The sequence below is a fragment of the Thalassovita gelatinovora genome (genome assembly GCF_001458355.1).
GTDB lineage: Bacteria > Pseudomonadota > Alphaproteobacteria > Rhodobacterales > Rhodobacteraceae > Thalassobius > Thalassobius gelatinovorus.
Genome location: NZ_CYSA01000016.1, coordinates 181,134 through 205,141, shown reverse-complemented (window position 1 = coordinate 205,141; position 24,008 = coordinate 181,134). Strand labels below are relative to the sequence as shown.

23 protein-coding genes and 3 pseudogenes are annotated in these 24,008 nt (G+C 57.9%); 9 read left to right on the top strand and 17 right to left on the bottom strand.

The features are described 5' to 3' along the window. Positions 1-115: 115 nt before the first annotated feature. The 3 genes from phnE to TG4357_RS09340 form a co-directional block, all read right to left on the bottom strand. Complete coding sequence (gene phnE / locus TG4357_RS09350) at positions 116-916, bottom strand: phosphonate ABC transporter, permease protein PhnE (RefSeq protein ID WP_058262609.1); 801 nt, start codon at positions 914-916, stop codon at positions 116-118. Then, a complete protein-coding gene (locus TG4357_RS09345) occupies positions 909-1,712 on the bottom strand; it encodes a phosphonate ABC transporter ATP-binding protein (protein WP_058262608.1) in 804 nt (267 codons plus the stop codon). The genes phnE and TG4357_RS09345 overlap by 8 nt, the downstream gene beginning before the upstream one ends. Before the next feature lie 63 nt (positions 1,713-1,775). After that, on the bottom strand, positions 1,776-2,630 hold the full coding sequence (locus TG4357_RS09340; protein ID WP_058262607.1) for a PhnD/SsuA/transferrin family substrate-binding protein: 855 nt from the start codon (positions 2,628-2,630) through the stop codon (positions 1,776-1,778). 102 nt (positions 2,631-2,732) lie between these two features. On the opposite strand from TG4357_RS09340, the gene TG4357_RS09335 reads away from it, so the two are divergent. Further along, complete coding sequence (locus tag TG4357_RS09335; protein WP_058262606.1) at positions 2,733-3,857, top strand: alpha-D-ribose 1-methylphosphonate 5-triphosphate diphosphatase; 1,125 nt, start codon at positions 2,733-2,735, stop codon at positions 3,855-3,857. Beyond that, complete coding sequence (locus TG4357_RS09330; protein ID WP_082644111.1) at positions 3,850-4,647, top strand: GntR family transcriptional regulator; 798 nt, start codon at positions 3,850-3,852, stop codon at positions 4,645-4,647. Before TG4357_RS09335 ends, TG4357_RS09330 begins: the two co-directional genes overlap by 8 nt. Here TG4357_RS09330 and TG4357_RS09325 read toward each other — a convergent pair. The 14 genes and pseudogenes from TG4357_RS09325 to TG4357_RS09265 form a co-directional block, all read right to left on the bottom strand. Then, a complete protein-coding gene (locus tag TG4357_RS09325; protein WP_058262605.1) occupies positions 4,619-4,861 on the bottom strand; it encodes a hypothetical protein in 243 nt (80 codons plus the stop codon). The genes TG4357_RS09330 and TG4357_RS09325 overlap by 29 nt on opposite strands. Further along, on the bottom strand, positions 4,845-6,254 hold the full coding sequence (locus TG4357_RS09320) for a hypothetical protein (protein ID WP_233487459.1): 1,410 nt from the start codon (positions 6,252-6,254) through the stop codon (positions 4,845-4,847). Before TG4357_RS09320 ends, TG4357_RS09325 begins: the two co-directional genes overlap by 17 nt. 314 nt (positions 6,255-6,568) lie before the next feature. Continuing rightward, a pseudogene (locus TG4357_RS19060) lies at positions 6,569-7,063 on the bottom strand (transposase); the annotation flags it as partial. 640 nt (positions 7,064-7,703) lie between these two features. Next, on the bottom strand, positions 7,704-7,985 hold the full coding sequence (locus TG4357_RS09310; protein ID WP_058262603.1) for a hypothetical protein: 282 nt from the start codon (positions 7,983-7,985) through the stop codon (positions 7,704-7,706). A gap of 112 nt (positions 7,986-8,097) precedes the next feature. After that, positions 8,098-8,331 carry a hypothetical protein gene (locus tag TG4357_RS09305; protein WP_058262602.1) on the bottom strand — a complete coding sequence of 78 codons (234 nt, stop codon included), beginning with the start codon at positions 8,329-8,331 and terminating at the stop codon, positions 8,098-8,100. A gap of 49 nt (positions 8,332-8,380) precedes the next feature. After that, entirely contained in the window at positions 8,381-9,502 is a 1,122-nt protein-coding gene (locus tag TG4357_RS09300) for an alanine racemase (protein ID WP_058262601.1), read from the bottom strand. After that, positions 9,499-10,698 (bottom strand): N-acetyltransferase DgcN family protein, encoded by a 1,200-nt coding sequence (locus TG4357_RS09295; RefSeq protein ID WP_082644110.1) that lies wholly within the window; start codon positions 10,696-10,698, stop codon positions 9,499-9,501. The genes TG4357_RS09300 and TG4357_RS09295 overlap by 4 nt, the downstream gene beginning before the upstream one ends. 914 nt (positions 10,699-11,612) lie before the next feature. Beyond that, on the bottom strand, positions 11,613-11,966 hold the full coding sequence (locus TG4357_RS09285) for a hypothetical protein (protein WP_058262599.1): 354 nt from the start codon (positions 11,964-11,966) through the stop codon (positions 11,613-11,615). Further along, positions 11,963-12,406: a hypothetical protein gene (locus TG4357_RS09280; protein WP_233487457.1), complete on the bottom strand. Its 444-nt coding sequence runs from the start codon at positions 12,404-12,406 to the stop codon at positions 11,963-11,965. Before TG4357_RS09280 ends, TG4357_RS09285 begins: the two co-directional genes overlap by 4 nt. A 242-nt stretch (positions 12,407-12,648) precedes the next feature. Then, positions 12,649-12,783, bottom strand: a complete 135-nt coding sequence (locus TG4357_RS19925) for a hypothetical protein (RefSeq protein ID WP_092363166.1) — start codon at positions 12,781-12,783, stop codon at positions 12,649-12,651. Positions 12,784-12,891: 108 nt separating this feature from the next. Further along, positions 12,892-14,529, bottom strand: coding sequence for a chaperonin GroEL (groL, locus tag TG4357_RS09275; protein ID WP_058262597.1), 1,638 nt, complete (start codon positions 14,527-14,529; stop codon positions 12,892-12,894). Between the two features lie 44 nt (positions 14,530-14,573). Further along, positions 14,574-14,861 (bottom strand): co-chaperone GroES, encoded by a 288-nt coding sequence (locus tag TG4357_RS09270; RefSeq protein ID WP_058262596.1) that lies wholly within the window; start codon positions 14,859-14,861, stop codon positions 14,574-14,576. Between the two features lie 196 nt (positions 14,862-15,057). Then, positions 15,058-15,288, bottom strand: a complete 231-nt coding sequence (locus TG4357_RS20125) for a hypothetical protein (RefSeq protein WP_074647109.1) — start codon at positions 15,286-15,288, stop codon at positions 15,058-15,060. Further along, positions 15,269-16,398 (bottom strand): IS3 family transposase gene (locus TG4357_RS09265; RefSeq protein ID WP_139193705.1). Its coding sequence is split into 2 segments (ribosomal slippage): positions 15,269-16,164 and positions 16,164-16,398, totalling 1,131 coding nucleotides; the frame shifts between segments, so codons are not numbered across the junction. Before TG4357_RS09265 ends, TG4357_RS20125 begins: the two co-directional genes overlap by 20 nt. 59 nt (positions 16,399-16,457) lie before the next feature. Between TG4357_RS09265 and TG4357_RS19790 the strand changes: the two are divergent. The 7 genes and pseudogenes from TG4357_RS19790 to TG4357_RS09235 form a co-directional block, all read left to right on the top strand. After that, a pseudogene (locus TG4357_RS19790) lies at positions 16,458-16,577 on the top strand (IS3 family transposase); the annotation flags it as partial. Positions 16,578-16,597: 20 nt separating this feature from the next. Beyond that, a pseudogene (locus TG4357_RS09255) lies at positions 16,598-17,215 on the top strand (IS3 family transposase); the annotation flags it as partial. Positions 17,216-17,281: 66 nt separating this feature from the next. Then, on the top strand, positions 17,282-17,437 hold the full coding sequence (locus TG4357_RS19920; RefSeq protein ID WP_082644116.1) for a VOC family protein: 156 nt from the start codon (positions 17,282-17,284) through the stop codon (positions 17,435-17,437). 276 nt (positions 17,438-17,713) lie between these two features. After that, a complete protein-coding gene (gene ade, locus TG4357_RS09250; protein WP_058262593.1) occupies positions 17,714-19,408 on the top strand; it encodes an adenine deaminase in 1,695 nt (564 codons plus the stop codon). A 152-nt stretch (positions 19,409-19,560) separates the two neighbouring features. Beyond that, positions 19,561-21,660 (top strand): 3-hydroxyacyl-CoA dehydrogenase NAD-binding domain-containing protein, encoded by a 2,100-nt coding sequence (locus TG4357_RS09245; RefSeq protein ID WP_058262592.1) that lies wholly within the window; start codon positions 19,561-19,563, stop codon positions 21,658-21,660. A gap of 3 nt (positions 21,661-21,663) precedes the next feature. Continuing rightward, complete coding sequence (locus TG4357_RS09240; protein ID WP_058262591.1) at positions 21,664-22,851, top strand: acyl-CoA dehydrogenase family protein; 1,188 nt, start codon at positions 21,664-21,666, stop codon at positions 22,849-22,851. A gap of 4 nt (positions 22,852-22,855) precedes the next feature. Continuing rightward, complete coding sequence (locus TG4357_RS09235) at positions 22,856-23,929, top strand: acyl-CoA dehydrogenase family protein (protein ID WP_058262590.1); 1,074 nt, start codon at positions 22,856-22,858, stop codon at positions 23,927-23,929. Positions 23,930-24,008 lie beyond the last annotated feature (79 nt).

Below are 24,008 nucleotides of genomic sequence, written 5' to 3'. Positions count from 1 at the left end.
ATCACGACCATAGCCGGTCATTGCAGGATGCCGTTACAGAGGGTTAAAAAGGATGGTCCAGATAATCGAAATGGGGCGCGCTTTGCAGGCTCTATCGACAGGGTAAAGTGGTGCCTCACTGTATCCGGGCGCGCAGCTTGTCGGTACAGACCTCCATCAGGAAAACGATCACGAATATCGTCAGGATGATCATTGAGGCATTGCGGTACTGGAACAGGTCGAAAGCGACCTTCAATTCTTGACCGATTCCGCCGGCACCGACGAGGCCCAGCACCACCGACGAGCGCACTGCCTTTTCCAGCGCGAAAAGCGATGAGTTGACGAGCGAAGGCATGATGTCGGGCAGGATCGCGCCGACAAGGATCGACCCGCGCCCTGCACCGATGGCGGAAAGCGCCTCTTGCGGTTCCTTTTCGGCATCCTCCATCGCTTCGGCGAAGAACCTGCCGCAGAAGCCAATCGTGTCGACGACAATCGTCATGGTGCCCGCCACCGCACCAAGCCCGATGGAGGCGACGAACAAAAGCGCCCAGACCAGATCCGGCACGGTGCGCAAGAAGGACACGAACGCCTTGGCGAGAAGGTTCCCACGCCCCAGCGGTGAAACGCTCCGCGCCGCGAACCAGGCGATGGGCAGGCTGAGCACAATCCCGATTAAAGCCCCCACCAGCGCGATCTGGAAGGTTTCGAGGATGCGTCTTGCGATCCGGGCGAGAAAGTCCGGATCGGTGTTGGGGGGAAGCATCCGGCCGACGAGTCTGGTCATGTCCGGAACCCCATCAGCCAGTTGCTGCGGCGAAGGCGCGACCTTGCCCATCGAGGTGAGGATCACGCCCCCCAGCGCGACCAGAAGCACGAAATTGAGCGGCGAAACGCCGGTGAAACGCTTTGGCATATGGATGGTTCTTTCAGCCATCAAAGGTCACTTTCAAGTCGGCGGGAGTGACCTTCTCGGCCGGGCGGTCGAACAGGACCTTGCCGCATTTCAGGGCGATGACACGGTCGGCGTAATCGATCGCATGGTCCATGTCGTGCGAGGTATAGAGCAGTGTGATGCCGTGAGCGCGGCAGAGCTGTGAGAAGAGATTCATGACATTCCGGCCGGATACGGGATCAAGGCTGGCCGCAGGTTCGTCCGCGATCAGAAGCTGCGGGCGACGTACCAGTGCCCGCGCGATCGCTACGCGCTGCTGTTGCCCGCCTGACAACGCGTCTGCGCGGCGCATCGCTTTGTCGGCAAGATCCACTTCATCAAGCGCCTGCAAGCCCCGTGCGCGCCATTCCTCAGGGGCGAGACTGTGTGAAAACGCACGCCAGCTGCCGCGATCGCCGTAGAGGCCGTGAATGACATTGGATAGAACCGTCCTGCGGCGCACCAGGCAATGTTTCTGGAAAACGAACCCCGTCTGCCGACGCATCTGCAGCCGTTGCGCACGGCTGCTTTGTGCCCCCACAGGATTGCCGAAACATTCCAGTGTACCGCCTGAGATGGGATGCAACCCGATCAGGCTTTTCAATAGGGTCGATTTCCCGCATCCGTTGGATCCGATGAGCGCCACGCGCTCACCCGCCCATATTCGCAGATCGATCCCGTCGAGGACCATATTGCGGCGGTCATAGGATTTGGTCAGGCCGCACGCCATGATCAGCGGGGCAGCCTGGGGCTGTTCCGTTGTGTCGGCGGTCTGCGTGTTGGTCGCATGGTCGAGCATTCGCGCCCTCCGGATTGCAGAAGGCCGGGGGCAGTCCCCCCGGCCCGGATCATGAAGGGGTGGTCAGTTGCCAACGAAGGCGTTGGTGTCGACGCCGATCGTTTTGTACATCGACCGCACGTAGTCGTATTCGCTGTCCTCGACCTTCGTCAGGAAAAAACCACCATTGTATTTCTGGTTGTCTTCACCGGCGAGGATAGCGCCCATCAGTTCGGCCGAGTGATCCACGAAGGCGGACTTGATCGCGGCGACAGTGTCGTCGTCCAGACTAGAGCGGGCCACGAGAATGTCGTTGGGCAGGTCGCGGCCACGCGCGATCACGGTGAAGGATGTGTCCGGGAACGCTTTGCGGATGCGTGCCAGATGGCCTTCGTTCATGCCGACGGCCTGAACATCGCCGCGGATCAGCGCCTCGATCGCGACGTTGCGCGAAATGATCTGGGGCTGATAATCGGCATTGTAGGCCAGGCCGAAATCGGCCAGAACCTGCGCCGGCCCGAGATGCTGCGAGGTGGAACCCACCGAGCCAAAGGTGACGATCTTGCCCTTGAGATCCTGCACCGACTTTATCGGGCTGTCCGAAAGCGTGACGATCTGAGCATAGTAGTTCGGACGCTGCCAGGCGGTCACGATTTGCGCGTCGGTCAGTTCATTGATAACCACGTATTCTGCCGGGCCGGTCAGAACCAGGTCGATCTTGCCCTGGTTCAGCGCCTCGACGGCGGCGGTGCGGGAACTGACCGGGAACAGGTCGACTTCGTGACCGGACAGGTCTTCCAGTTTTTCTTCGAATGCGCCGAATTCCTGCTGAAGCGCTTCGAGGCCTTCGATGTCAGTGACAGCGAATTTCAGGGTTTCGGCAAAGAGGGGAGCGGCGGTTAAGGAAAGCGCGGCAGCGGCGAACAGGGAACGGATCATGAGCTTCTCCAAGATATCCAGTGCTGTGTATACAGGAACGTTACACACTGACGGGATAAGGGATTCTGTTTACACTTTCATGACACGGAGATTGCGAAAGCCATGACAAGATCTTGGAAAATCACTGGAGGAGAACCTCTTTGGCCCGAAGGTTTTGCGGCGGGCCCTTTACATGTATGCGATGGCCGGATCGTCGAACATTCGCAGGCCGATACAGAACTCTACGACGCCAGTGGATCATGGGTTCTGCCGGGGATCATCGATTTGCATGGCGACGCGTTCGAGGCGGTCGTACAGCCACGTCCGGGCGTACATTTCCCCTATGATTTGGCCTATGCCGAAGCGGATCGGCAGATGATCTCGAACGGCATTACCACGGGCTATCATGCTCTTACCATCTCGTGGGAACCGGGGTTGCGCGACATCAGGATTTCACGTGCGCTGTTGACTGCGCTGGACGAGGTCACGCACAAGCTGACCTGCGATACCTGGGTCAATATTCGCTGGGAAACCTTCGCAATCGACCATGTGGACGAAGTGATCGGCTGGCTTGCCGCGCGGCCGGGCGACATCCTGTCGATCAATGATCACACCAGCGCCAATCACAAGCTGGGTGAGGATAGCGCCAAGCTGAAACGGATGGCGGTGCGGATGGGTCTGTCGCCCGCCGACGCCAAGGCCGAAATTGCGGCGGTTTGGGACCGTCGCAACGAAGTTCCCGAGGCGATAGACCGGATCTGTGCCGAGGCCGCCGCTTTGGGTCGGCCCGCCCTATCCCATGACGACGCGAGCCGCGCAGATCGCCGCACCGGGCGGGCGCGCAGGTTGACCGTGGCCGAATTCCCGACGACCGAGGAAGCCGCGCGCGAAGCACGGGATGCCGGAGAACACGTGATTTTGGGCGGACCGAATGCCCTGCGGGGGCTGAGCCATAACGGTGCACTGTGCGCGACGCAGGCAATCCGGGACGGGCTATGTACGGTGCTGGCGTCGGATTACTATTACCCCGCACCGTTTCATGCCGCCTTCCGGCTGAGCGACGAGGGCATCCTGCCGCTGGCCGAAGCCTGGGCGCTTGTGTCGGAAAACCCTGCCGCTGCGGTGGGATTGACCGACCGCGGCGACCTTTCCATCGGCAAGCGCGCGGATATTCTTGTGGTCAACAAGGAAACGCGCAAGATACAGGCCGTGTTCGTCGAAGGAAGGAAGGTTCTCGACCGTGCCTGACCTGCCCGCTGCCCGGCCAGATGACCCACGTTTGTGGAGCCTGGCCCAACGCCCCTATCAACCGAAATCGCTGCGCGCGATTTGGTTGCAGATCTATGACCGGTTGGCCCAAGCCATCGACGAAGGCATCGTCGCGCCTGGCAGCCGCCTGCCGGGCGAGGTGCAGCTGTCCGAAATGTTCCGGGTGAGCCGGGTCACGATGCGCCGCGCATTGGCTTTGCACCAAAGCGAAGGGACGTTGCAGGCCCGCAAGGGCGTGGGCATCTTCGTGCGGCAGACGCCGCGCACCTTTGTCATCCAGAATGATATGCGCTTCGCGGATTCCCTCGTCGGATGCGGACAGAAACTGACCTCTCGTACGCTTCGGCTCGACCGCGCGGCGCCCAGCTCCGAGGCGGCGCAGTTGTTCGGACTGGGGGGTGGCGATGAGGTGATCGTATTGCATCGGATGCGCCTTCTGGACGGTATGCCGATCTATTTTACCCGCAAGGAACTGCCGGCGCATCGGTTTCTTGATTTCGAGCGGATTTATTCTGAATCGCAATCGGTCAGCGCGGTCTACAAGGCGGCGGGCATCCCCTGGTTCCGCCGAGCCGAAACCCGTGTGCGCGGCGGGCTGGCGCAACCTGCCGAGGCGGAGATCCTAGGCATCAATGTCAAAACTCCGGTGCAATACGTCATCGCCGTCAATCGCACGCTGGATGGCGAAGCCATCGAATACAACCTTGGCTGCTGGCCAATGACCAGCGTGGAATTCATTTTCAACCTGCCCAACCAACCGCAACCTTGATCTTGCATCGCTGGGCATGGGCAAGTCCACGCGCGTCGTTTTTGTCGGTCTTGTTACGCATCGCTGAAAGTGCCGCGCACACTTGGCGGGCTTCCATGCAGTCGACATCAAACCCTTCGCTGGTCAGGTTATAAAAGAGATGCTGGCTCAGTGTGCCTGCCTTAAAACCAATGCGCTCGACCGGATAGCCGGCGTGATCAGAATAGATAGGCAAATGTGATGACCCAGATCGACAACACAACGCCACAGATCAGCGTGTAAGCACCGTTCCATACCAATCCGACGCGGGTTGCGCTTATGCCGCCAAATGAACCGATCAAAAGGGTCGTCGCCGTGAAGGGCGAACTCGCGCCGCTCAGCGCCCATCCCGATGTAATCGCGACAACGATCGCTATCGGCTGCACTCCAAGGTCCGTGGCTGTCGGAATGAGCGGAGCGATCAGCGTGACGACGAGAATTGGGTTCATGCCAATCTGCCCAGCAATCGGGATGATCCAGACCAACGAGATCAGAATAATCCAAGACGGCATGAAAGACAGGTCGAACCCGGTCGCCTGCATCATTGGAGCAAACAGTTGCGACCCCGCCGTGCCAATGAAACCTGCCATCATCAGCAAAGTCAGTTCCCCACGATAGCTGGGAAGCTCTTGCAGCACGTATGTCTTGATACGTCTGCACGTGGTGGAAACTGGGTTTTCGTGCCAATGCTGAATATGCATCCATACTACCGCGATGCAAGGCACTATGACAGCGACGATACCCACCACTCGAACCTGTGTCAGCGCGCTCAGTGTCACCACGCCAATGAACAGAACCGCCAACAATACCGCCATCGGCAGCATCGTTGCCCAAGTTCCCACCGGCGCGCTGCGGACCGGCTTGACTGTCAGCCGAGGCTTGAAGATCGTGTCGAGTGACCAGCCGATCCCCGCAAGCAGGAACGATGTCATCAAGCCTGGAGCCAATGCCTTGCTCCAGCTTGTGTCCGGAATGACGCTGACTGTGATCGCAACCGCAAAGGACAGCGGCGACCATGGCAAGGCCGAGACAAAGGCGCGTTGAATTGCCAGAAGCATTCGCCGAATACGGTGCCTGCGGATTTCCACATTGGGTTCGGAGTTCGCATTGGCTGTCACCAGCGAACCAAGCAGTTGAAGCGACCCGTAGTTCAAAAGCAAGGCAAACGCTTGGCCGCCTACGGTCAATGCTGCATAGCGCCTGCCGGGGGGCTGACCTGCAAGAAAGGTTCCGGCGCGCTGGATCGCCGGAGAGGTCTGCGCCACCGTGCGAAGCGTTGACAGCGCGGTGAAAAAGGCGCCGATGAACGCGGCGGTTTCGAGCCCACGCGTAATAATCCCGCGCCAATCAGTGTTCGTGGCGACCAGAGAGATACTGATGAGCATGGCCACGGCGACAAACGCCTTGCGGGACCATCGCACCTGAAAAAGAAGGATCGCAACGACGACAAGAACCAGAAACGGTTTGGCAGGTTGCGTCCACTCTGCGACACCCCATTCCCGGCAAATAACAAGCGCTGTGATCGCGCAAAGCAGAAGGCCGACCGTTCTGTTTGCCAAGCTGCCCATCGAAATTACCTTCTGTTCCATGATAAGTTATCGGTGTGCAGGCTGTTAGCACAAGTTGCAAGTTGAGGCCGCACAACAACACCCTCTTCATACCGCGGCGATACGATGACGGTCATAGACCGTGTTTTGTCCCATGACCGACAATCAAGCCGCCAGAATGCTGCAAAATGCGCGAACGGCTTGTGTAGATGGCTCCTGCATTGCAAGCGTTTTTTGTGATTGCGATCATCGGTCAGTACAGTCGTGTGTCCGGCCTGTTTGCGTGGCGATTGCCACTGGCCCTGATGAGTTCCGCAAGCAAGGTTCCTATCACCGGCGTCAGTCACACGGGCTGCCCAGTCTTCAGGGTTGCTGGAGTTCTGTTTCTGGACATCAGCACTGATCAAACTGGCATCGACGGCAAATCCTTGGCCACCAACAAGCCCTTCTTGCATGCATCGCGCAACGGTCGTCTCGAATACGTGGCGCAACAGATCGCTTTCGCGGAAGCGTCCGTGGCGGTTCTTGGAAAAGCTGGAGTGATCAGGAATCCGGTCCGTCAGATCAAGGCGACAAAACCATCGATAAGCGAGGTTCAGATGCACCTCCTCGCACAGGCGGCGCTCAGACCGAATACCAAAGCAATAGCCAACCAACAGCATTCGAATGAGCAGTTCTGGGTCGATGGATGGTCGACCAGTATGACTATAGAAATTAGCCAGATGTGCGCGGATGCTACTCAGATCAACGAAGCGATCAATCGACCGCAGAAGGTGATCTTGCGGGACGTGATCCTCCAACGAGAACTCATAAAACAGAGCTGCCTGCGCTTCCTGTTTTGGTCCCAACATCGCTAAATCCCCCAATCAATAAAGGAATTGAATCAGTAGATCAGCCGTCGATCAAGGAAGAGTTTTTCAACAAAATCGACTGGGAACGGACCTTAGCTGTGCATCGGGCCGATGACGGCTAGGCGCAGATAGCGACATTTGCAAAAGCGAGGTCACCGCGCGGGGCTGAATGGCGCTTCCGGCCACAGCCGTCCTTGATGCAGCGCGCAGCGCAGGTCCGGTCCCAGCCCCAAAGCGGTCGTGGCCTATTCGTACAGCAGTGTGACAGCAGACCTTCAGGGTACTGCGCATTAATGACGGCTGGGCGGGACGAACCCGCCTTTTGCTCACGCGGTTATTGCTGACGCAGCATCGCTTCGCAGATGCGGCATGCTAGCTGTTGCGTTGCAGCTAAAGTCGCCAGAGCGGTCATCCAAAGCCCCGCTGAGACACAAATTTCAAACCGTGCTTTCGCCGCGGACGGTTCCAAAGACTCAGATGCGGGTGAAGGGTGGATTTGCTGCGCTCGCACCAATGACCTATTTTTTGGTTAGCATGGCTCAGATCGCGGAAGAGCCTCACCTCCAACGCTCCTGTTACCAGCGTATTGTCGCGTTTGCGGGACACAAATCCCGGGTAGGCCGCGGCTGTTTTTGGGTTTCTAGAAATCGTCAAATTCTGGAACGTTGCCAAGCCTTATAAGGAAGCGTGGTTCGCCAACTTCTCCACTGTTTGGGTCTTCACTGACCATGTAGGCGTCGGCACCCGCGCAGTCTTCGGATAGAGCCTCTCGCTCGGCTCTGTTTTGTGCCTCCGACGCTGTGGAATATTCAAGTTGCTTGGCAATTTTCAGGCCACCCTGCCCATCGCGTCCAGCCTCCTTCTCGACATACGTCTGGCAGATATAGTGAATTTTGTCTGTGGTCCGCTCTGAGTTCGTCATCGATTGATCCTTAGAGGAAGCCGGGAACTACCTTTCCCGATTTCAGCCCGACCGGATCGTCTGCGGCCAAGCTTGGTGCTTAACGCATAACAATGCCGCCGAAGCTCTATCATCACTTTGAAACGGTTTTAGAGGGCCGCGTTTTGCGCGCTGTTTTCGCTGTCGCTTCGGATGGCGTGTTCGCTTCCCTTTCAAGGCGGGTATTGCGAAGCCGGGTCACTTTAGCTTGTCGTTGTTCCGTTTCTTCGTCGACCATTTGTCTCACGACACGCGTCGTCTTATCCATCGCGGTTTCCGGTTTGGAGTCATACACTTTGAACAGATTGTTTTTTGTAAGTTTCGTCAATTTTCAGTTTCCTTTGTGGTTTAAGGTCGGCCGGACCAAGCGAGGTCTTTCACACCAACGCCAAGTGGTTGACCTTGCCTTGGGCGCGCCGTGATGGGCGCATGGATTGATCGCCCAACAGTGTCACTTCGATGTCCGGCGCGGCCATGGCATGCATCAACGCGTTGTAATTCAACTGGAATCTCACCTCGGAGCCCACCTTTGGCAGGGGGCGGGGCGTTCCAATGACAATATGATCACTGGTTGCACCGATCAATGTGCTTCCAACAGGCATTGAGAGCCCCGGAATGTCGGTGTCCTGATGTCCCATCGCGAGGATCATGCGCGCAGAGGCGGCACTGGTTGTCACAATGCGAAGTCGTTCCCTAGTTGGATCGATCAGGGCGATAGGGGAAGGCGGGGGTTTTGCTTCCGTTTCGATGACTTCGGCAACAAGCGTGAAGGCGTCCGTGTGCATCCCGTCGATCTGGTCCCCAGACACCGGCTCAACACCCAGAAGGATCGTCTCACCCAGACGGAGGTCGTTGACGTGACCCGTCGCGTGTTCACCAAGCGCCCACGGCAAATTGGCTGAGTTGCCACCAGACACGATCTTGAGGTACGGGCCGCAAACACCCTCAATTTCGTTCGCGAGGCCGCAAAAAGCGGCCATTTGCGACGCCGTCGGGGCAAGCCCGCTCAGACAGGCAAAGTTTGCGCCAATGCCTTTCAACGCCACCCCTTGCATCGTCATGACTTCCTGCGCAACTTCAGCCACGTTCTCGGGTAAAATACCTTCGCGTCCATCGCCCATCTCGACCATCAGTATGATACCGTGAACCTTATCTTTGCGGATGGCGGCAGACGCCAAGGCCGCAATGATAGCAATCTCTGTGTTATAGCTCACTTCACAGAACCCAACGACCTCATCGACCTGACTTAACATCGGCGTCCGGATCAGCGTGACCAGGCATGTGATGCCTGCTTGGCGCAACCTCTGCGCATTGCTGAGACGTGCATCCGCTAGCCCCAAGGCACCACCGTCCAGCATAGCCTGAGCGATCGCAGGATGGCCGCAGACAGCCTTGGTAACGCCTGTGACGCCGATACCACGCGGGCCCAACCGCCGAACGACAGTTTCTGTGTTGCGACGTATCTTGCTCAAATCCACTTCGATGCGTGGGCAGCTCATATCGCGGCCATCGAAGGCCTTTGCGTCAAACCGGGGTATGCGGCGATCACCATCGCAAGCAAATGTGCAGCCGGTCGGGCCAACGCATCGGTGACAGGCAACCTGAGCTTTCGTGATTGTGCCGCGATGGTGTCGGTTATTTCGACGTCAGACATCCCCTCGTGATTGAGCGTGACACCGATGACCTTTGTATCTGCAAAGGCCTCGATCAGGGCGATCTCACTTAACGCTGTGGGCATCGGCATATCGGGAAAGTCGCAGCGGTGGGCGCGTTTGGGCGCGTGCTGCAAGATGACAGCATCCGGCTGGCTACCGCGCAGGATAAAGGCCGATGTGCAAAACGCGGGGTGGCTTAACGCGCCCTGGCCTTCGATCAAAATGATATCGGGTTGTTCGGCTTCAGAGGCCGCAACAATCGCACCTTCAAGCTCGCCGCAGCAGAACTGGGGCGGGACGGCATCCATTGCGATACCGTATTTCGCGCCCTGCATCAGGCCGGTCTGGCCCGTGCCGACAAGCACTGTCTTGATGCCCTTTGCATTCAGGGCGCGTGCCAAAACGGTCGCCGTTGTGCGCTTGCCTATGGCACAATCTGTCCCAAGAACTGCAATACGCAAAGCTTTGACATCGCCGACACTGCCATCGAACAGGCGCATGTCCTTGCTGGGTTTCGGCTTGCGGATGTCCCGGATCATGACATTCCGTTCGGATGCGGCGGTGACTATCTCATGGTCGTCGCTCAGATACTCATGCAGCCCGCTCACGATGTTCATGCCAAGCCCGATCGCATTTAGAACAACGCTTCGATCCGCAGGTGAAAGCCGCCCCGATGAGGGGGCCATCCCATAGATCAACGTATCGGGAATGACGGCTTGATGTGCAACTGCAGCATCCAAATCACCAAAGATAGGGATGTGGTTCATTGTATCGTCGAGGACGGATCCGCTGTCTTGTCCGCCATAGGTGCTGTCGATGACGGAAAGGATGCGATACGCTTGAGAATGGCGCACAAGGCCATTTGCCGTCTTGCCATCGATTTGCGCGAAATTCTCTTCGCAATAGACGACCGCCGTCGGTGAGGACGTGATCTGCCTGCCTGACGTCAAGCCTACGGGTTTGATCTGTTTCATTGGAGGTGCTTGCGGTCCCCTGATAGGGCGGCGGATGGTATCGACAGTTTCAGATTTGGTTTCCATTGTGGTTCTCTTTCACAGGTTGGCACGGAGGGCAGAATTGCCCTCACATGTGCATTTTGAATGGGAATGATGCCGTGGCGCGCGCCTAGTTGTTAAGGACGCACAGCCCCTTTGATTTTTGGAAATTTTTGTTGCATTCCCAGCGGTTTCCCGACCTGTCCAGATGCGCGTTTTCGGGAACGTTTAAGAATTCGCATGTCTCGCCAGACGCGGCGTATCCACGATCACACTTCCACCCTGAGCCGTAGCTTGCGTCGTCGAAGTATGCATTTGCGGGGATCACGACGGCTTCGCACAGACCAGCCTGTTCAAAGAAGCCGCGCTCACATGTCCAGGGCTGACCGTATCCTGATCCATTCAGATAGGCGTTGGCTGGAACCTCGATGGCAGTACACTGGTCGCCAGTTGTTTCGAACCCGCGTTCGCACGTCCACGTGGAGCCATATGAGGCATCTGCCAAGTACGCATTTGCTGGCAGCACGAATTCCTGACATGTGTCATCGACCTTGATGTAGCCGCGCAAACAACGCCACCGTTCGCCTGACGGGCCCAAGAACCCACCCTCAGGCACCTCCACTGCAACACATGCAGCTTCATCGGTTCTGCGAAACCCATGCAGACACTCCCATCCGGATCCGTAGGAACGGTTCGTGTCATATGCGTTTTGTGGCACGATCACAGCGACGCAGGTATCTTCGTTTAGTCGGAATCCAATATTGCATTCCCATCCATCACCGTAACTTTTGGCACTGGCGTTCTCAGGCATTGGCTGATCGGCGGTTTGTCCAAATGCAGGCAGTGCAAGAAGCAAGACAGCGACAATCAAACCTATAAGTAGGGCCCCGGCCGATGGTGTTTCCGCAGGGATCTGGAAAGCGATGGAATGCGGACGGTGACGTTCTGTCGATCCTGATCTATGATCCATCCAATTCAAGCCCCTCAAGACACGCGTTTGCCAGATCCCGGCTCGGGGCGTCAGTGCCCGGCAACGTGGCCCAGCCCGTTTCCATCATCGCATTGCGTCGCTGAAAGCTAGAAGCCTCCTGAAGTATCGCCAATTTCGCGGTGCGTTCTGCATCAGCTTCTGAAAGCTCTAAACAAACCGGCACCATGGCCAGGATGACCTGCTCTGCCGCAAAGCTATCAGCCATCTCCTGCGCATCGCCTGAAGTTGTCCAGCCGCCCCAGGTGAAGCCAAGAATAGAGACAGCAACTGCGCCAACCAAGGCTCCGTAAACACCGGGTTTCGTCCATTCGGGGAATGTCATTTTTGATCCTCTGACGGAGAAAGCGCCGCCGCACTATTTTTCATTACGTTCGTGTTTGCGTTGGCCTGATCCTGCGCCAGAGCCAACTCCAGGTCTCGGTGATCCACTGCGCGCAGATCTGACTCTCCCGCGTGCCAATTGATCAATAGAAACGTCGCGGTCCGTCGGTATGCCACAAAGCTGTGGCTCTGCATGACTTCGTCGTCTGCCAACACTTCGTATTCGCCCGCGGGCAGTTCATCGGCGTATCCCGCGACCACAAACGGATGAAGAAATGTCACAACTGACGTGGTCGTGCGCGATAACATCGGCAACCTTCCCAAACACCAGATCCCTGCTACAGGACGTGAAAGCTGAATTTTCATGATGGAGGGTTGTGGTCCGCTCTGGCAGGCTGATGCGCCTATGCCGCAGAGAACCGCAACTTTCGTATCTTTCACATAGTCTCTTAACGTCGAAAATACAACGTTGATAACTCTGGCTTCATTTCTCAGACAGTTCATGCTCCAATCGCGTGGCTTCCCGCTGCCTTGCGCTTGCTACGCCAGGCTGATCCCTCAGCTGCTGAGCGACTTGCTGCCTCGCGGGCCCTGAGACGAGATAGCGGCTGCTGTCGAGAAAGGGTGACGCACGAGAACACGGCGTCATTTCTACCAGGTCTCAGAATAGGCTTCGACCACACCTATTTCTTCTTGTGCTCGCCCAGATTGGTCAAGGTTTTGCCCTTCGTGAAGTCGGCTGTTGCAACGACCTTTTCTTTCACCTTTTTGGGCTTCTTCGCTTCTCTGTTACCGCGCTTCTTGTCACCTTTTGACACGTCAGATCCTCCTGATCCAGATTTCTGTTTCTGATGCCGTTTTCGTCTTTGGTCTTCGTCAGTTTGCGATTTAGCGCCCAAAGGGCACTGCCCTTGAGACGCGGTTGCTTACATCATCCCGCCCATACCACCCATGTCGGGCATTTCGCTGCCGGCACCGGTCTTCTGGGACTTCTGCGCGACCATCGCTTCGGTCGTGATCAACAGCCCGGCAATGGACGCGGCGTTTTCGAGCGCGATCCGGACGACTTTGGTGGGGTCGATGACACCGGCCTTCAACATGTCGCCATATTCTTCGGCCTGCGCGTCGAAACCGAAGCTCGGGCTGTCGTTCTCGATCACCTTTCCGACGACAACCGATCCGTCGACCCCGGCATTTTCGGCGATCTGGCGCAGCGGTGCCTGGATCGCGCGGCGGACGATCTTGATGCCGGCACCCTGATCGTTGTTCTCACCCTTCAGCGTCGCCAGCACCTTGCCAGCGTGAACCAGGGCCACGCCGCCACCGGGCACGACACCTTCCTGAACCGCAGCGCGGGTAGCATTCAGCGCATCGTCGACGCGGTCCTTGCGCTCCTTCACCTCGATTTCGGTTGCCCCTCCGACCCGGATCACGGCAATGCCACCGGCAAGCTTGGCCAGCCGTTCCTGCAGCTTTTCCTTGTCGTAATTCGACGTGGTGTCTTCGATCTGCGTGCGGATCTGAGACACGCGCGCGGCGATGGCCGCCTTGTCGCCCGCTCCATCGATCACTGTCGTTGCGTCCTTTGTGATGGTGATTTTCTTGGCGACACCCAGCATGTCCAACGTGACGTTCTCGAGCTTAATTCCGAGTTCTTCTGAAATGACCTGGCCGCCCGTAAGAATTGCAAGGTCTTCCAGCATCGCCTTGCGACGATCCCCGAAGCCAGGTGCCTTGACGGCCGCGACCCTCAGCCCACCGCGGAGCTTGTTCACGACAAGCATGGCGAGCGCTTCGCCATCGATATCTTCGGCGACAACCAAGAGCTGCTTGTCCGCTTGCATGACCCCTTCGAGCAAGGGCACCATAGGGGCCAGCGAGGTCAGCTTCTTCTCGTGAAGCAGGATGACGCAGTCTTCCAGTTCGACGACCATCTTCTGAGCGTTCGTGATGAAGTAGGGGCTCAAATAGCCGCGATCGAACTGCATGCCCTCGACCACTTCGGTTTCGGTCTCCAGTCCCTTGTTTTCCTCGACGGTGATCACGCCCTCATTGCCGACCTTCGCCATCGCATCGGCGATCTGACGGCCGATCGCGACCTCTCCGTTGGCTGAAATGGCGCCGACCTTCGCGATCTCGTCGCTGTCGCCGACGGGGCGGGACATGGTCTTGATCTCGGCCACAACCGATGCGACGGCTTTGTCGATCCCGCGCTTGAGATCCATCGGGTTCATGCCGGCCGCAACCGACTTCATGCCCTCCCGGACAATCGCGTGGGCGAGTACGGTCGCGGTCGTGGTTCCGTCGCCAGCTTCGTCATTGGTGCGCTGCGCGACCTCCTTGACCATCTGCGCGCCCATGTTTTCGAAATGATCCGACAGCTCGATTTCCTTGGCGACGGTCACACCGTCCTTGGTGATGCGCGGCGCACCCCAGGATTTGTCGAGGATGACGTTCCGGCCCTTCGGCCCGAGGGTGATCTTCACGGCGTTGGCCAGCGTGTTGATGCCTTTCAGCATGCGGTCGCGGGCATCTGTACTGAATCTGACGTCTTTGGCGGACATGGTCGGGTGCTCCTGAGAATGAAATTTCGGCGTCGCTGTCGGGGTCAGGCCATGACGCCGAGAATATCGCTCTCCTTCATGATCATGAGATCTTCGCCGTCGAGTTTGATTTCGGTCCCTGACCATTTTCCAAACAGGATCCGGTCGCCAGCCTTGACGTCCATGGCGACGCGGTCGCCGTCCTCGTCCTTGGCGCCAGCGCCGACCGCGACGATTTCACCTTCCTGTGGCTTCTCTTTTGCGGTGTCAGGGATGATGAGCCCGCCTGAGGTCTTCGCGTCGCCTTCGATGCGGCGCACGAGAACCCGGTCGTGGAGTGGAGTGAACGACACGTAATTGCTCCTTATTCGGCTGCTTAGGGGAGCATGGCGATGTTCGGATGTGCTTTGGCACTCGCCATACCGGAGTGCCAATGCTATTGAAGTGATGGCTGAGCAGGGGTTCTACAATAGCGCCTCAAAGAATATCTTTTTTGCTTTCCATGAGTGCATATCCATAAATGCTCCCGCCCACTGTTGAAGCTTAACGTCACAAGCGCCGAACAGAGTTACCGCCAGCAATGATCGCGTTGATCAAGTCTGCGACGGCTCGGTGCCTTTCCGTTTCGGGTTCGGTCCCGACTGCGTTCTCATGCGTCGCTGCGGCGTCGCGAAGAACCCCCACGATCTCGTGCTCCGGCAGCAGCCCGCGATCGTTCAAGGTGGACCTGTCACGGTTTCGTGCCGCCCCAAGTGCTCGTTTAAGCCACCTTCCGCTCAAAAGCGACGGGGCTTTTCCAGCCCAGTGCTGAATGGCGTCGGCGCGGATTATAGAAGCCATTGATGTATTCGAAGATAGCCATCTCAGTTTGCCGCCTGGTTGCCCATGACCGCCGCCAGATCAGCTCGGCCTTGATGGTTTTGAAGAATGTCTCGACGGCCGCATTGTCATAACAATTACCTTTGCCGCTCATGGAGACTTTGAAGCCATGCTGGCGCAGGATCTTCTGGTAGTCATGCGAACAGTATTGGCTGCCCCTGTCGCTGTGGAAGATGCAGCCCTTTGGTGGCGCTCGGAAAGCGATGGCCATTTTCAGAGCCCGGATCGCCAGGTCACGCTTCATGCGATTGCTGACAGCCCAACCAATGATACGCCGGGAATGCAGATCGAGGATCACTGCCAGATACAGCCAACCCTCGCGGGTCCAGATGTAGCTGATGTCACCCGCCCATTTCTGGTTCGGCCCGGCTGCACTGAAGTCCCGATCCAGCAGGTTCGGGGCGATGTTGAATGTATGATCACTGTCTGTGGTCGCCTTGAACTTGCGCGTTCTTTCAACAGTAATTCCGTTTTCGCGCATCAGGCGACCGACGCGCCGGTGCCCGACATCGACACCGACCTCCTTCAATTCTTCGGTCATTCGGGGCCTGCCGTAGCTGCCCAGGCTCAAGCGCGACTGTTCCTTGATATGCGCCAGCACAACCATATCCGTGCGCTGCCTGCGGCTGGCAGGCCGGCTGCGGAAAGCCCGCAATCCGCGTGGGCTGACGTTCATGACCTGACAAAGCCGGTCGATCGGGAAGGCACCGCGCTGTTCTTCGACGAACCTGAACCTCATGGCTTTTGGCTCGCGAAGAACTGGGTGGCTTTTTTTAGGATGTCCCTCTCCTCCTTGAGGATGCGGTTCTCGCGCCGAAGCCGTTCGTTCTCCAGCGCAAGCTCGCGATCCTCGGGAGATACCACATCCGTGCCACGGTGCGCGTTCACCCACTTGTTCAGCGTCGAAAGCCCAACGCCCAGATCATCCGCAACTTGTCGCCGTGTCAGCCCGCTGGTCAGCGCAATTCGCACCGCGTCTTTGCGGAATTCATCCGTTCTTCCTGTGCCCATAGTTCGTCTCCTTTGTTGCAGTAAATGCTATCAAAGGAGCGGCATCAAACCGCGACAGGTCCAAGACGCCACTGCAAGCGCGCCGAGCGCTTGAACAATTTGAGGGCTCCGCGCACGGCGCGCTTGCCCAAACCGAAACCCATGATTATCAAAATCAAACCCGCAGACTCTCATTATAAACGAGGGACCAATGGGGGGCAGGTCACAGCGATTGATGCGGCTTATGCGTCTGGTTCCGATTTATCAGGAGCCCAACACAAGCAAGAAACACCCGCAGCACAAGATCTGGCCATACTTGCTGAGAAATGCGGTCATCGACCGTCCAAACCAAGTCTGGTGCGCAGATATCACCTATATCCCTATGCGACGCGGCTTTCTGTATCTCGTGGCGATCATGGATTGGCACAGCCGCAAAGTTCTGAGCTGGCGGCTGTCCAACAGCATGGATGCAGACTTCTGCGTTGAGGCCCTGAAAGAAGCCCTGGCCGAACACGGCGCGCCGGAGATATTCAACACCGACCAAGGGTCCCAATTCACCAGCGGCGCCTGGATCGACGTGCTAACCGATGCGAAGGTCAAGATCAGCATGGACGGCAAAGGCGCGTGGCGCGACAATCGGATGATCGAGAGGCTCTGGCGGTCGCTGAAGTATGAATGCGTCTATCTGAACGCTTTTGAGACAGGTTCAGAAATGCGGACCGGGATCGGCAAGTGGCTGACCTATTACAATGCTGACCGCCCGCATTCGACGCACGGCATATTGACCCCCGATGAGGCCTATGCCAGCAAAGCAGAACCAATGAGATTAGCAGCCTGAAATGAAACCCTGATCCATCTTAACAAGGCTACAAACTGGTCTAAAATCTAGGACCACCTCTTTTCGATAGAGGTCGATGACATCGACGCTGCATATGCGCGAGCGAAGAGCCTCGGTCACGGCATCGCCTACGATCTCACTGACGAGCCATGGGGCGTTCGCCGCTTCTATCTCCGTGACCCGGCGGGCAAGCTTCTGAACATTCTATCTCATTCCAATTGAATCGGAGCTATTTCGGGCTCATAGCCGAAATCTGTCCGCGCCGGCGACGCGCTACGAGGCTCATATGACATCCGCCGGTCGTTGCTGCCCAACGGCTTTCATGCTGGCCTTCACTATTCAAAAATATCCGTACAGCACGGTCCCGCACTTCTGAGGAAGGTTTGTTCGAGGAGTTGGAACCGCCGATAAAACCGGTGCGGTTCATCGAATAGATAACGCCTCGCGCTGGTCGCCGTTCCGTGGCATCGTAGCCGAAATATGCTAAAGGGGGGCGGCATGGCGAAACTGGACCAGTTGATCGATCAGGGGCGTGGGGCAAAGCCCGCCGATATCGTGCTGCGCGGTGGCCGGATGCTTGATCTTGTGACCGGCGAGTTGCTGGAAGGCGATATCGCCATTTGTGGCGATACCATCGTGGGCACGTGTGACAATTACGAAGGCACGCGGATCGTTGATGTTTCGGGCCTGATCCTGGTACCGGGGTTCATCGATACCCATCTGCATATCGAAAGCTCGTTGGTCACGCCGTTCGAATTCGACCGCTGCGTGCTGCCGAGGGGCGTCACCACCGCGATCTGCGACCCGCATGAGATCGCAAATGTGATCGGCCCCGGCGGCATCCGCTATTTCCAGCAGGCCGCGCTGCATACGCTGATGAGCATAAGGGTGCAGCTTTCCTCCTGCGTGCCTTCGACCGAAATGGAAACCGCCGGTGCAAGGATCGAAGCCGCCGATCTGGTGCCGCTTATGGATCACCCGACCAGCATCGGGCTGGCCGAATTTATGAACTTCCCCGGTGTCCTCTACAAGGACCCGGGCGTGATGGAAAAGCTCAACCTGTTCCGCGGCAAACATATCGACGGTCATTGCCCGCTGCTGTCGGGCAAGGATCTGAACGGCTATATCGCTGCCGGTATTCGCACCGAACACGAAGCAACCACCGCCGAAGAGGCGTTGGAAAAGCTGCGCAAGGGGATGCGGGTGCTAATCCGCGAAGGGTCTGTGTCCAAGGATATGCATGCGCTGGCCCCGATCCTGACGGAACGCACCGCACCTTACCTGTGCCTTTGTACCGACGACCGAAATCCGCTTGATATCGCTGAATATGGCCATCTCGATTACATGATCCGCAGCCTGATCGGGTTGGGCGCACCGGTGCTGGCCACCTATCGCGCTGCCAGCCTGTCCGCCGCCGAAGCCTTCGGGCTAAAGGATCGCGGTCAGATTGCCCCGGGCAAACGCGCCGATATCGTTGCGCTGTCCAGTCTGGAAGCGTGTGACGTGCAGAAAGTGTTATGCGGTGGCGTCGAGGTGACGGACGACGCCTTTGCCGCCCGTCAGACGATCCCGCCGGTGGGTCGTCATTCGGTCAAGGCCCCGACGGTGACGGCCAGCCATTTCCGCACAGCGGGAAACCGCGAAGACACAGATGTCATCGGCATCATCGAAGGCAAGATCATCACCGATCACCTGCATGAAACGATCCCGATCGCGGATGGAGACAAACGCCCCGACATCGCCCGCGACCTGATCAAGATCGCGGTGATCGAACGGCATGGCAAAAACGGCAACATGGCGACCGGGTTCGTGCGTGGCTTCGGGCTGCAACGCGGCGCCATCGCCTCGACCGTCTGCCACGATCACCACAATATCGTGGTGGTCGGGGTCGATTACGACGACATGGCGCTGGCCGCAAACCGGTTGGGCGAAATCGAAGGCGGCTTTGTGGTGGTTCAAGGCGGCAAGGTTCTGGCAGAATTGCCGCTGCCGGTGGCCGGGTTGATGAGCCTTGATCCATTCGAAACCGTACGCGACCGGTTGGTTGATCTGCGCTTTGCCGCCCGTTCCCTTGGTGTCACGCTGGAAGAACCGTTCCTGCAATTGGCCTTCCTTGCCCTGCCGGTGATTCCCAACCTCAAGATTACCGATCGTGGACTGGTCGATGTGAATCGGTTCGAGATCATTTCATAACCTGACGTCACCGCATTGTTCTGCATTGCAAAACAATATTCCACGCGTTGACGCGATCCCGCCGAGGCTTTAGTTTGATCCCGACGGGAGGAGGCGGTTGCAAAGCGCGGCCAGCATTCCTCTGTGTGATTGCAGGAGCGTGAGGCAGCCAGATGACCGATGTCACCCAGGTGAATGACAAGATTTCCATCGAACGGCAGGGCGATATTGCCCTGATCATTATCAATAACCCGCCGGTGAACGCCACCGGTCAGGTGGTTCGGCAGGGGTTGCAGGACGCAATCATCCGGTTGAACGAAGAAGGCACTGCAAAGGTCATTGCGATCTATGCCGAGGGCCGAACCTTCGTCGCTGGGGCTGACATCACAGAATTTGGCAAGCCGCCGCAGGCTCCGTCTCTGCCAGACGTCTATAACATCATCGAAGACAGCATAATCCCGGTGATCTCGGTCATGCACGGGACTGCGCTTGGCGGTGGGTTCGAACTGGGCATGGCGACCCATGCCCGGATCGGTACCAAGGGGTTGCGCGTCGGCCTGCCGGAAATCCTGCTGGGCCTGCTGCCCGGTGCCGGTGGGACGCAGCGCCTGCCGCGGATCGCAGGCATTGCCTTTACTCTGGATGTGGCGCTGTCGGGTCGTCAGGTCAAAGCCGAGGAAGCGCTGGAAAAAGGCGTGATCGACCGGTTGGTTGATATGCCCCCGCGTAACGCCGCTTTGCAGGCCGCGCAGGATGTTCTGGATGGCAAACTGGTAACCCGCCACAGCTGCGATCTGGATGTCGTACCCGATGAAAAAACGCTGGCCGATACGGCCGCGATGCTGAAGGCAAAGCAGCCGCACCTGTTTTCGCCGCATAAAATCGTCGAAGCGGTCGCCGCATCGTCGCTGCCAAGGACCGAAGGGCTGAAAATCGAACGTCAAGCGTTCATCGATTCGATGGACACGCCGCAGCGCGCCGGCCTGATCCACGCCTTTTTTGGCGAACGCGCCGTTTCGGGTATTCCGGAGGCCAAGGGCGACACCCGCGAAATTTCCAAGATCGGTGTGATCGGCGGTGGCACGATGGGATCTGGCATTGCCACCTCTTGCTTGATCGCGGGTATTCCGGTGCGTCTGGTCGAAGTGGCGCAGGACGGTCTCGACCGTGGTGTCGCCACCATTACCAAGAACCTGGAAGGCGCGGTGAGCCGGGGCAAGATGAGCGCCGATCAGAAAGAGGCCGCACTGGCTATGCTGGAACCGTCAGTGGGTTTGGATGTTCTGAGCGATGTCGATCTGGTGATCGAGGCGGTGTTTGAACAGATGGATGTGAAAAAGGAAATCTTTGGCAAGCTTAACACCGTTTGCAAACCCGGTGCGATCTTGGCGTCCAACACGTCCTATCTGGATGTCAACGAAATCGCAGCCTGCACTGACCGTCCGCAGGACGTTCTGGGTCTGCACTTCTTCAGCCCGGCCCATGTGATGCGGTTGCTGGAAATCGTGCAGGGCGCGAAAACCGCACCCGACGTTTTGGCCACGGGTTTCGCGCTGGCGAAAAAGCTCAAGAAGGTCGGCGTTCTGGCGCAGGTCTGCGACGGCTTCATCGGGAACCGTATTTTGGCGCATTATGTCAAAACAGCCAGCTATCTGGTGCTGGACGGTGCGTCACCGCAACAGGTCGATGCCGCGTTGGAAGGGTTCGGTTTCGCCATGGGACCGCACAAGGTCGGCGATCTGGCCGGGTTGGACATCGGTTGGATGACTCGCAAGCGCAAGGCAGACAGCCGCAATCCGAATGAACGCTATGCCGGCGACGTGGCCGACCGTATCTGTGAAAACGGCTGGTTCGGGCGCAAGACCGGGCAGGGCTATTACATCTACGACCAAGGTGCGCCGGTCCCCAATCCCGAAGTCGCCACGATCATCGACGAAGTACGCGCCGACAAGGGCATCACCCCGCACGATTTCACCGATGAAGATATTGTCGACCGCTACATGACCGCGATGATTGTCGAAGCTACCCGCGTGGTCGAAGACGGCACCGCCAAGCGGCCAGTCGATGTCGATATGGTATTCCTCTTTGGCTATGGCTTCCCGCGCTTCCGTGGCGGTCCGCTGGCTTATGCTGATACCATCGGAGCCAAGGAATTGGTGGGTCGGATCACCGAATACGCCAAGGAAGACAGCCATTACTGGCAGGTGCCTGACCTGCTAAAGAAAATGGCTGATGACGGCACCACATTTGCCGATTTGAACAAAGGAGCCTGACGAATGGATCTGAGCTTTTCCGCCGAGGACATCGCGTTTCGCGAAGAAGTCCGCGCTTACCTGGCCGAAAACCTACCCACCCATATTTCAGATGCGGTGCGTGCGGGTGACGAGCTGACCAAAGAGGTCATGGAAGAATGGCACGCCATTCTGAACGCCAACGGCTGGCTTGCCACCACCTGGCCGACAGAATTCGGCGGCCCCGGCTGGACCCCGGTGCAGCGTCACATTTTTGAAGAAGAATGCTGCCGCGCCTATGCCCCCCGCATCGTGCCTTTCGGGCTTAGCATGCTGGGACCGGTGTTGCAGGCATTCGGCAGCAAGGAACAGCAGGATCACTACTTGCCGCGCATTCTGGACGGGACCGATTGGTGGTGCCAGGGCTATTCCGAACCCGGTGCCGGCTCGGACCTTGCCAGCTTGAAAACCCGCGCTGTGCGTGAAGGTGACGAATGGGTGATCAACGGACAAAAAACCTGGACCACTCTGGGACAGCATGCCGATTGGATTTTCTGCCTGTGCCGTACCGACCCGGACGCCAAGCAGCAGTCGGGTATCAGCTTTATTCTGGTCGATATGCAAACCCCCGGCATCGAAGTGCGCCCGATCAAGCTGATCGAAGGCGGCCATGAGGTGAACGAGGTCTTCTTCACCGATGTCCGGGTGCCCTATGGCAACCTTGTAGGCGAAGAAAACAAGGGCTGGACCATCGCCAAATACCTGCTGACCCATGAACGTACCGGCATCGCTGGTGTAGGCTTTTCGATGCAGTCTTTGGAAGAGGTCAAAGCGCTGGCGCGTAAAGTGCAGCGCGGCGGTCGCCCGCTGATCGAAGACCCGCTTTTCGCCTCTCGCGTGGCGCAGGCCGAAATCGATCTGGAAGCGATGAAGATCACCAATCTTCGGATGTTGTTCAAGGCGCAGCAACAAGGTGCTCCGGGGCCGGAAACCTCGATCCTCAAGATCAAGGGCACGGTGATCAACCAGGAACTCAAGGATCTGGCACGCCGCGCTTTGGGTCCGGCTGCGGCCCCGTTCCCGGGCTATGTCACCGACGGTAACCTGATGTTCGGTCCTGCCGACAGCGCTAATAACGCGGCGCGTTATTTCAACAACCGTAAAACCTCGATATTCGGTGGATCGAACGAGATCCAGCGCAATATCCTGACCAAGACCATGCTGGAGCTGTAAGCCGATGGATTTCAATCTGACTGAAGACCGCCAGATGCTGGCAGACACGCTGAACCGATTTCTGGCAGAACAATACGCTGTGGAACATCGCAACAAGGTCGCTTATGACGCACCGTTCTATGATCCGTCTAAATGGGATCAACTGGTTGAATTGGGGGTGCTCTTTGCGCTCGCACCGGAAGATGCAGGCGGCTTTGGCGGCACCGGTTTTGACATTTCGGTTGTGTTCGAAGCCATGGGCCGGCAACTGACCCCGGAACCGGTTCTGGGGGCACTGATGGCGTCGCGCCTGCTGGTGTCGGCGGGTGAAGATCAAGAGGCGCTATTAGCCGGGGCGACGAAATATGCGGTGGGGTTCACCGAAATCGACGCGCCTTACGAACTGGAGTACATCGCCTGCACCGCCAGCGCCAAGGGCGAAGGTTACACCCTGTCGGGGCGCAAAAGCACCGTCTATGGCGGCCAGATCGCTGATACCTTCCTGATTGCCGCCAAGTTGGACGGCAAAGTGGCCCTGTTCGAAGTGCAGGCCGCAGATGCCAATGTGACCGGCTATGCGATGATGGATGGCAGCGGCGCGGCAGAGGTGCAACTGGACGACAGCCCGGCGCGCCTGTTGATGGCCGATGCGGCCGATGCGATGGAAGACGCGATCAATGCAGGCATCGTGGCGCTTTGTGCCGAAGCGGTCGGCGCAATGGATGTCACCCATGCGACCACGGTCGACTACCTGAAGCAGCGCAAGCAGTTCGGCATACCGATCGGCAAGTTCCAAGTGTTGCAGCACCGTGCGGTCGACATGTTGACCGAAATCGAACAGGCCCGATCGATCACCATCAAGGCGGCGGCGGAACTGGGTGGTGAAGACGCCTCACGATATGCGTCGATGGCCAAGAACCTGATCGGTCGTGCGGCGCGGTTGATTGCCGAAGAAGCGGTCCAGATGCATGGCGGTATCGCGATGACTTGGGAATACCCGATTTCGCATTTTGCCAAGCGCTTGGTGATGCTGGATGCGCAGCTGGGTGATACCGATTATCATCTCGGTCGGATCATGGCGGCAAATCGCGCCGCTTGATTCCATGGTGCGCCCGTTTAGGGCGCCCATATTCGGGGTCTGAATTCAGGAAAAAATCCGTATTATTTGAAATGAAAAG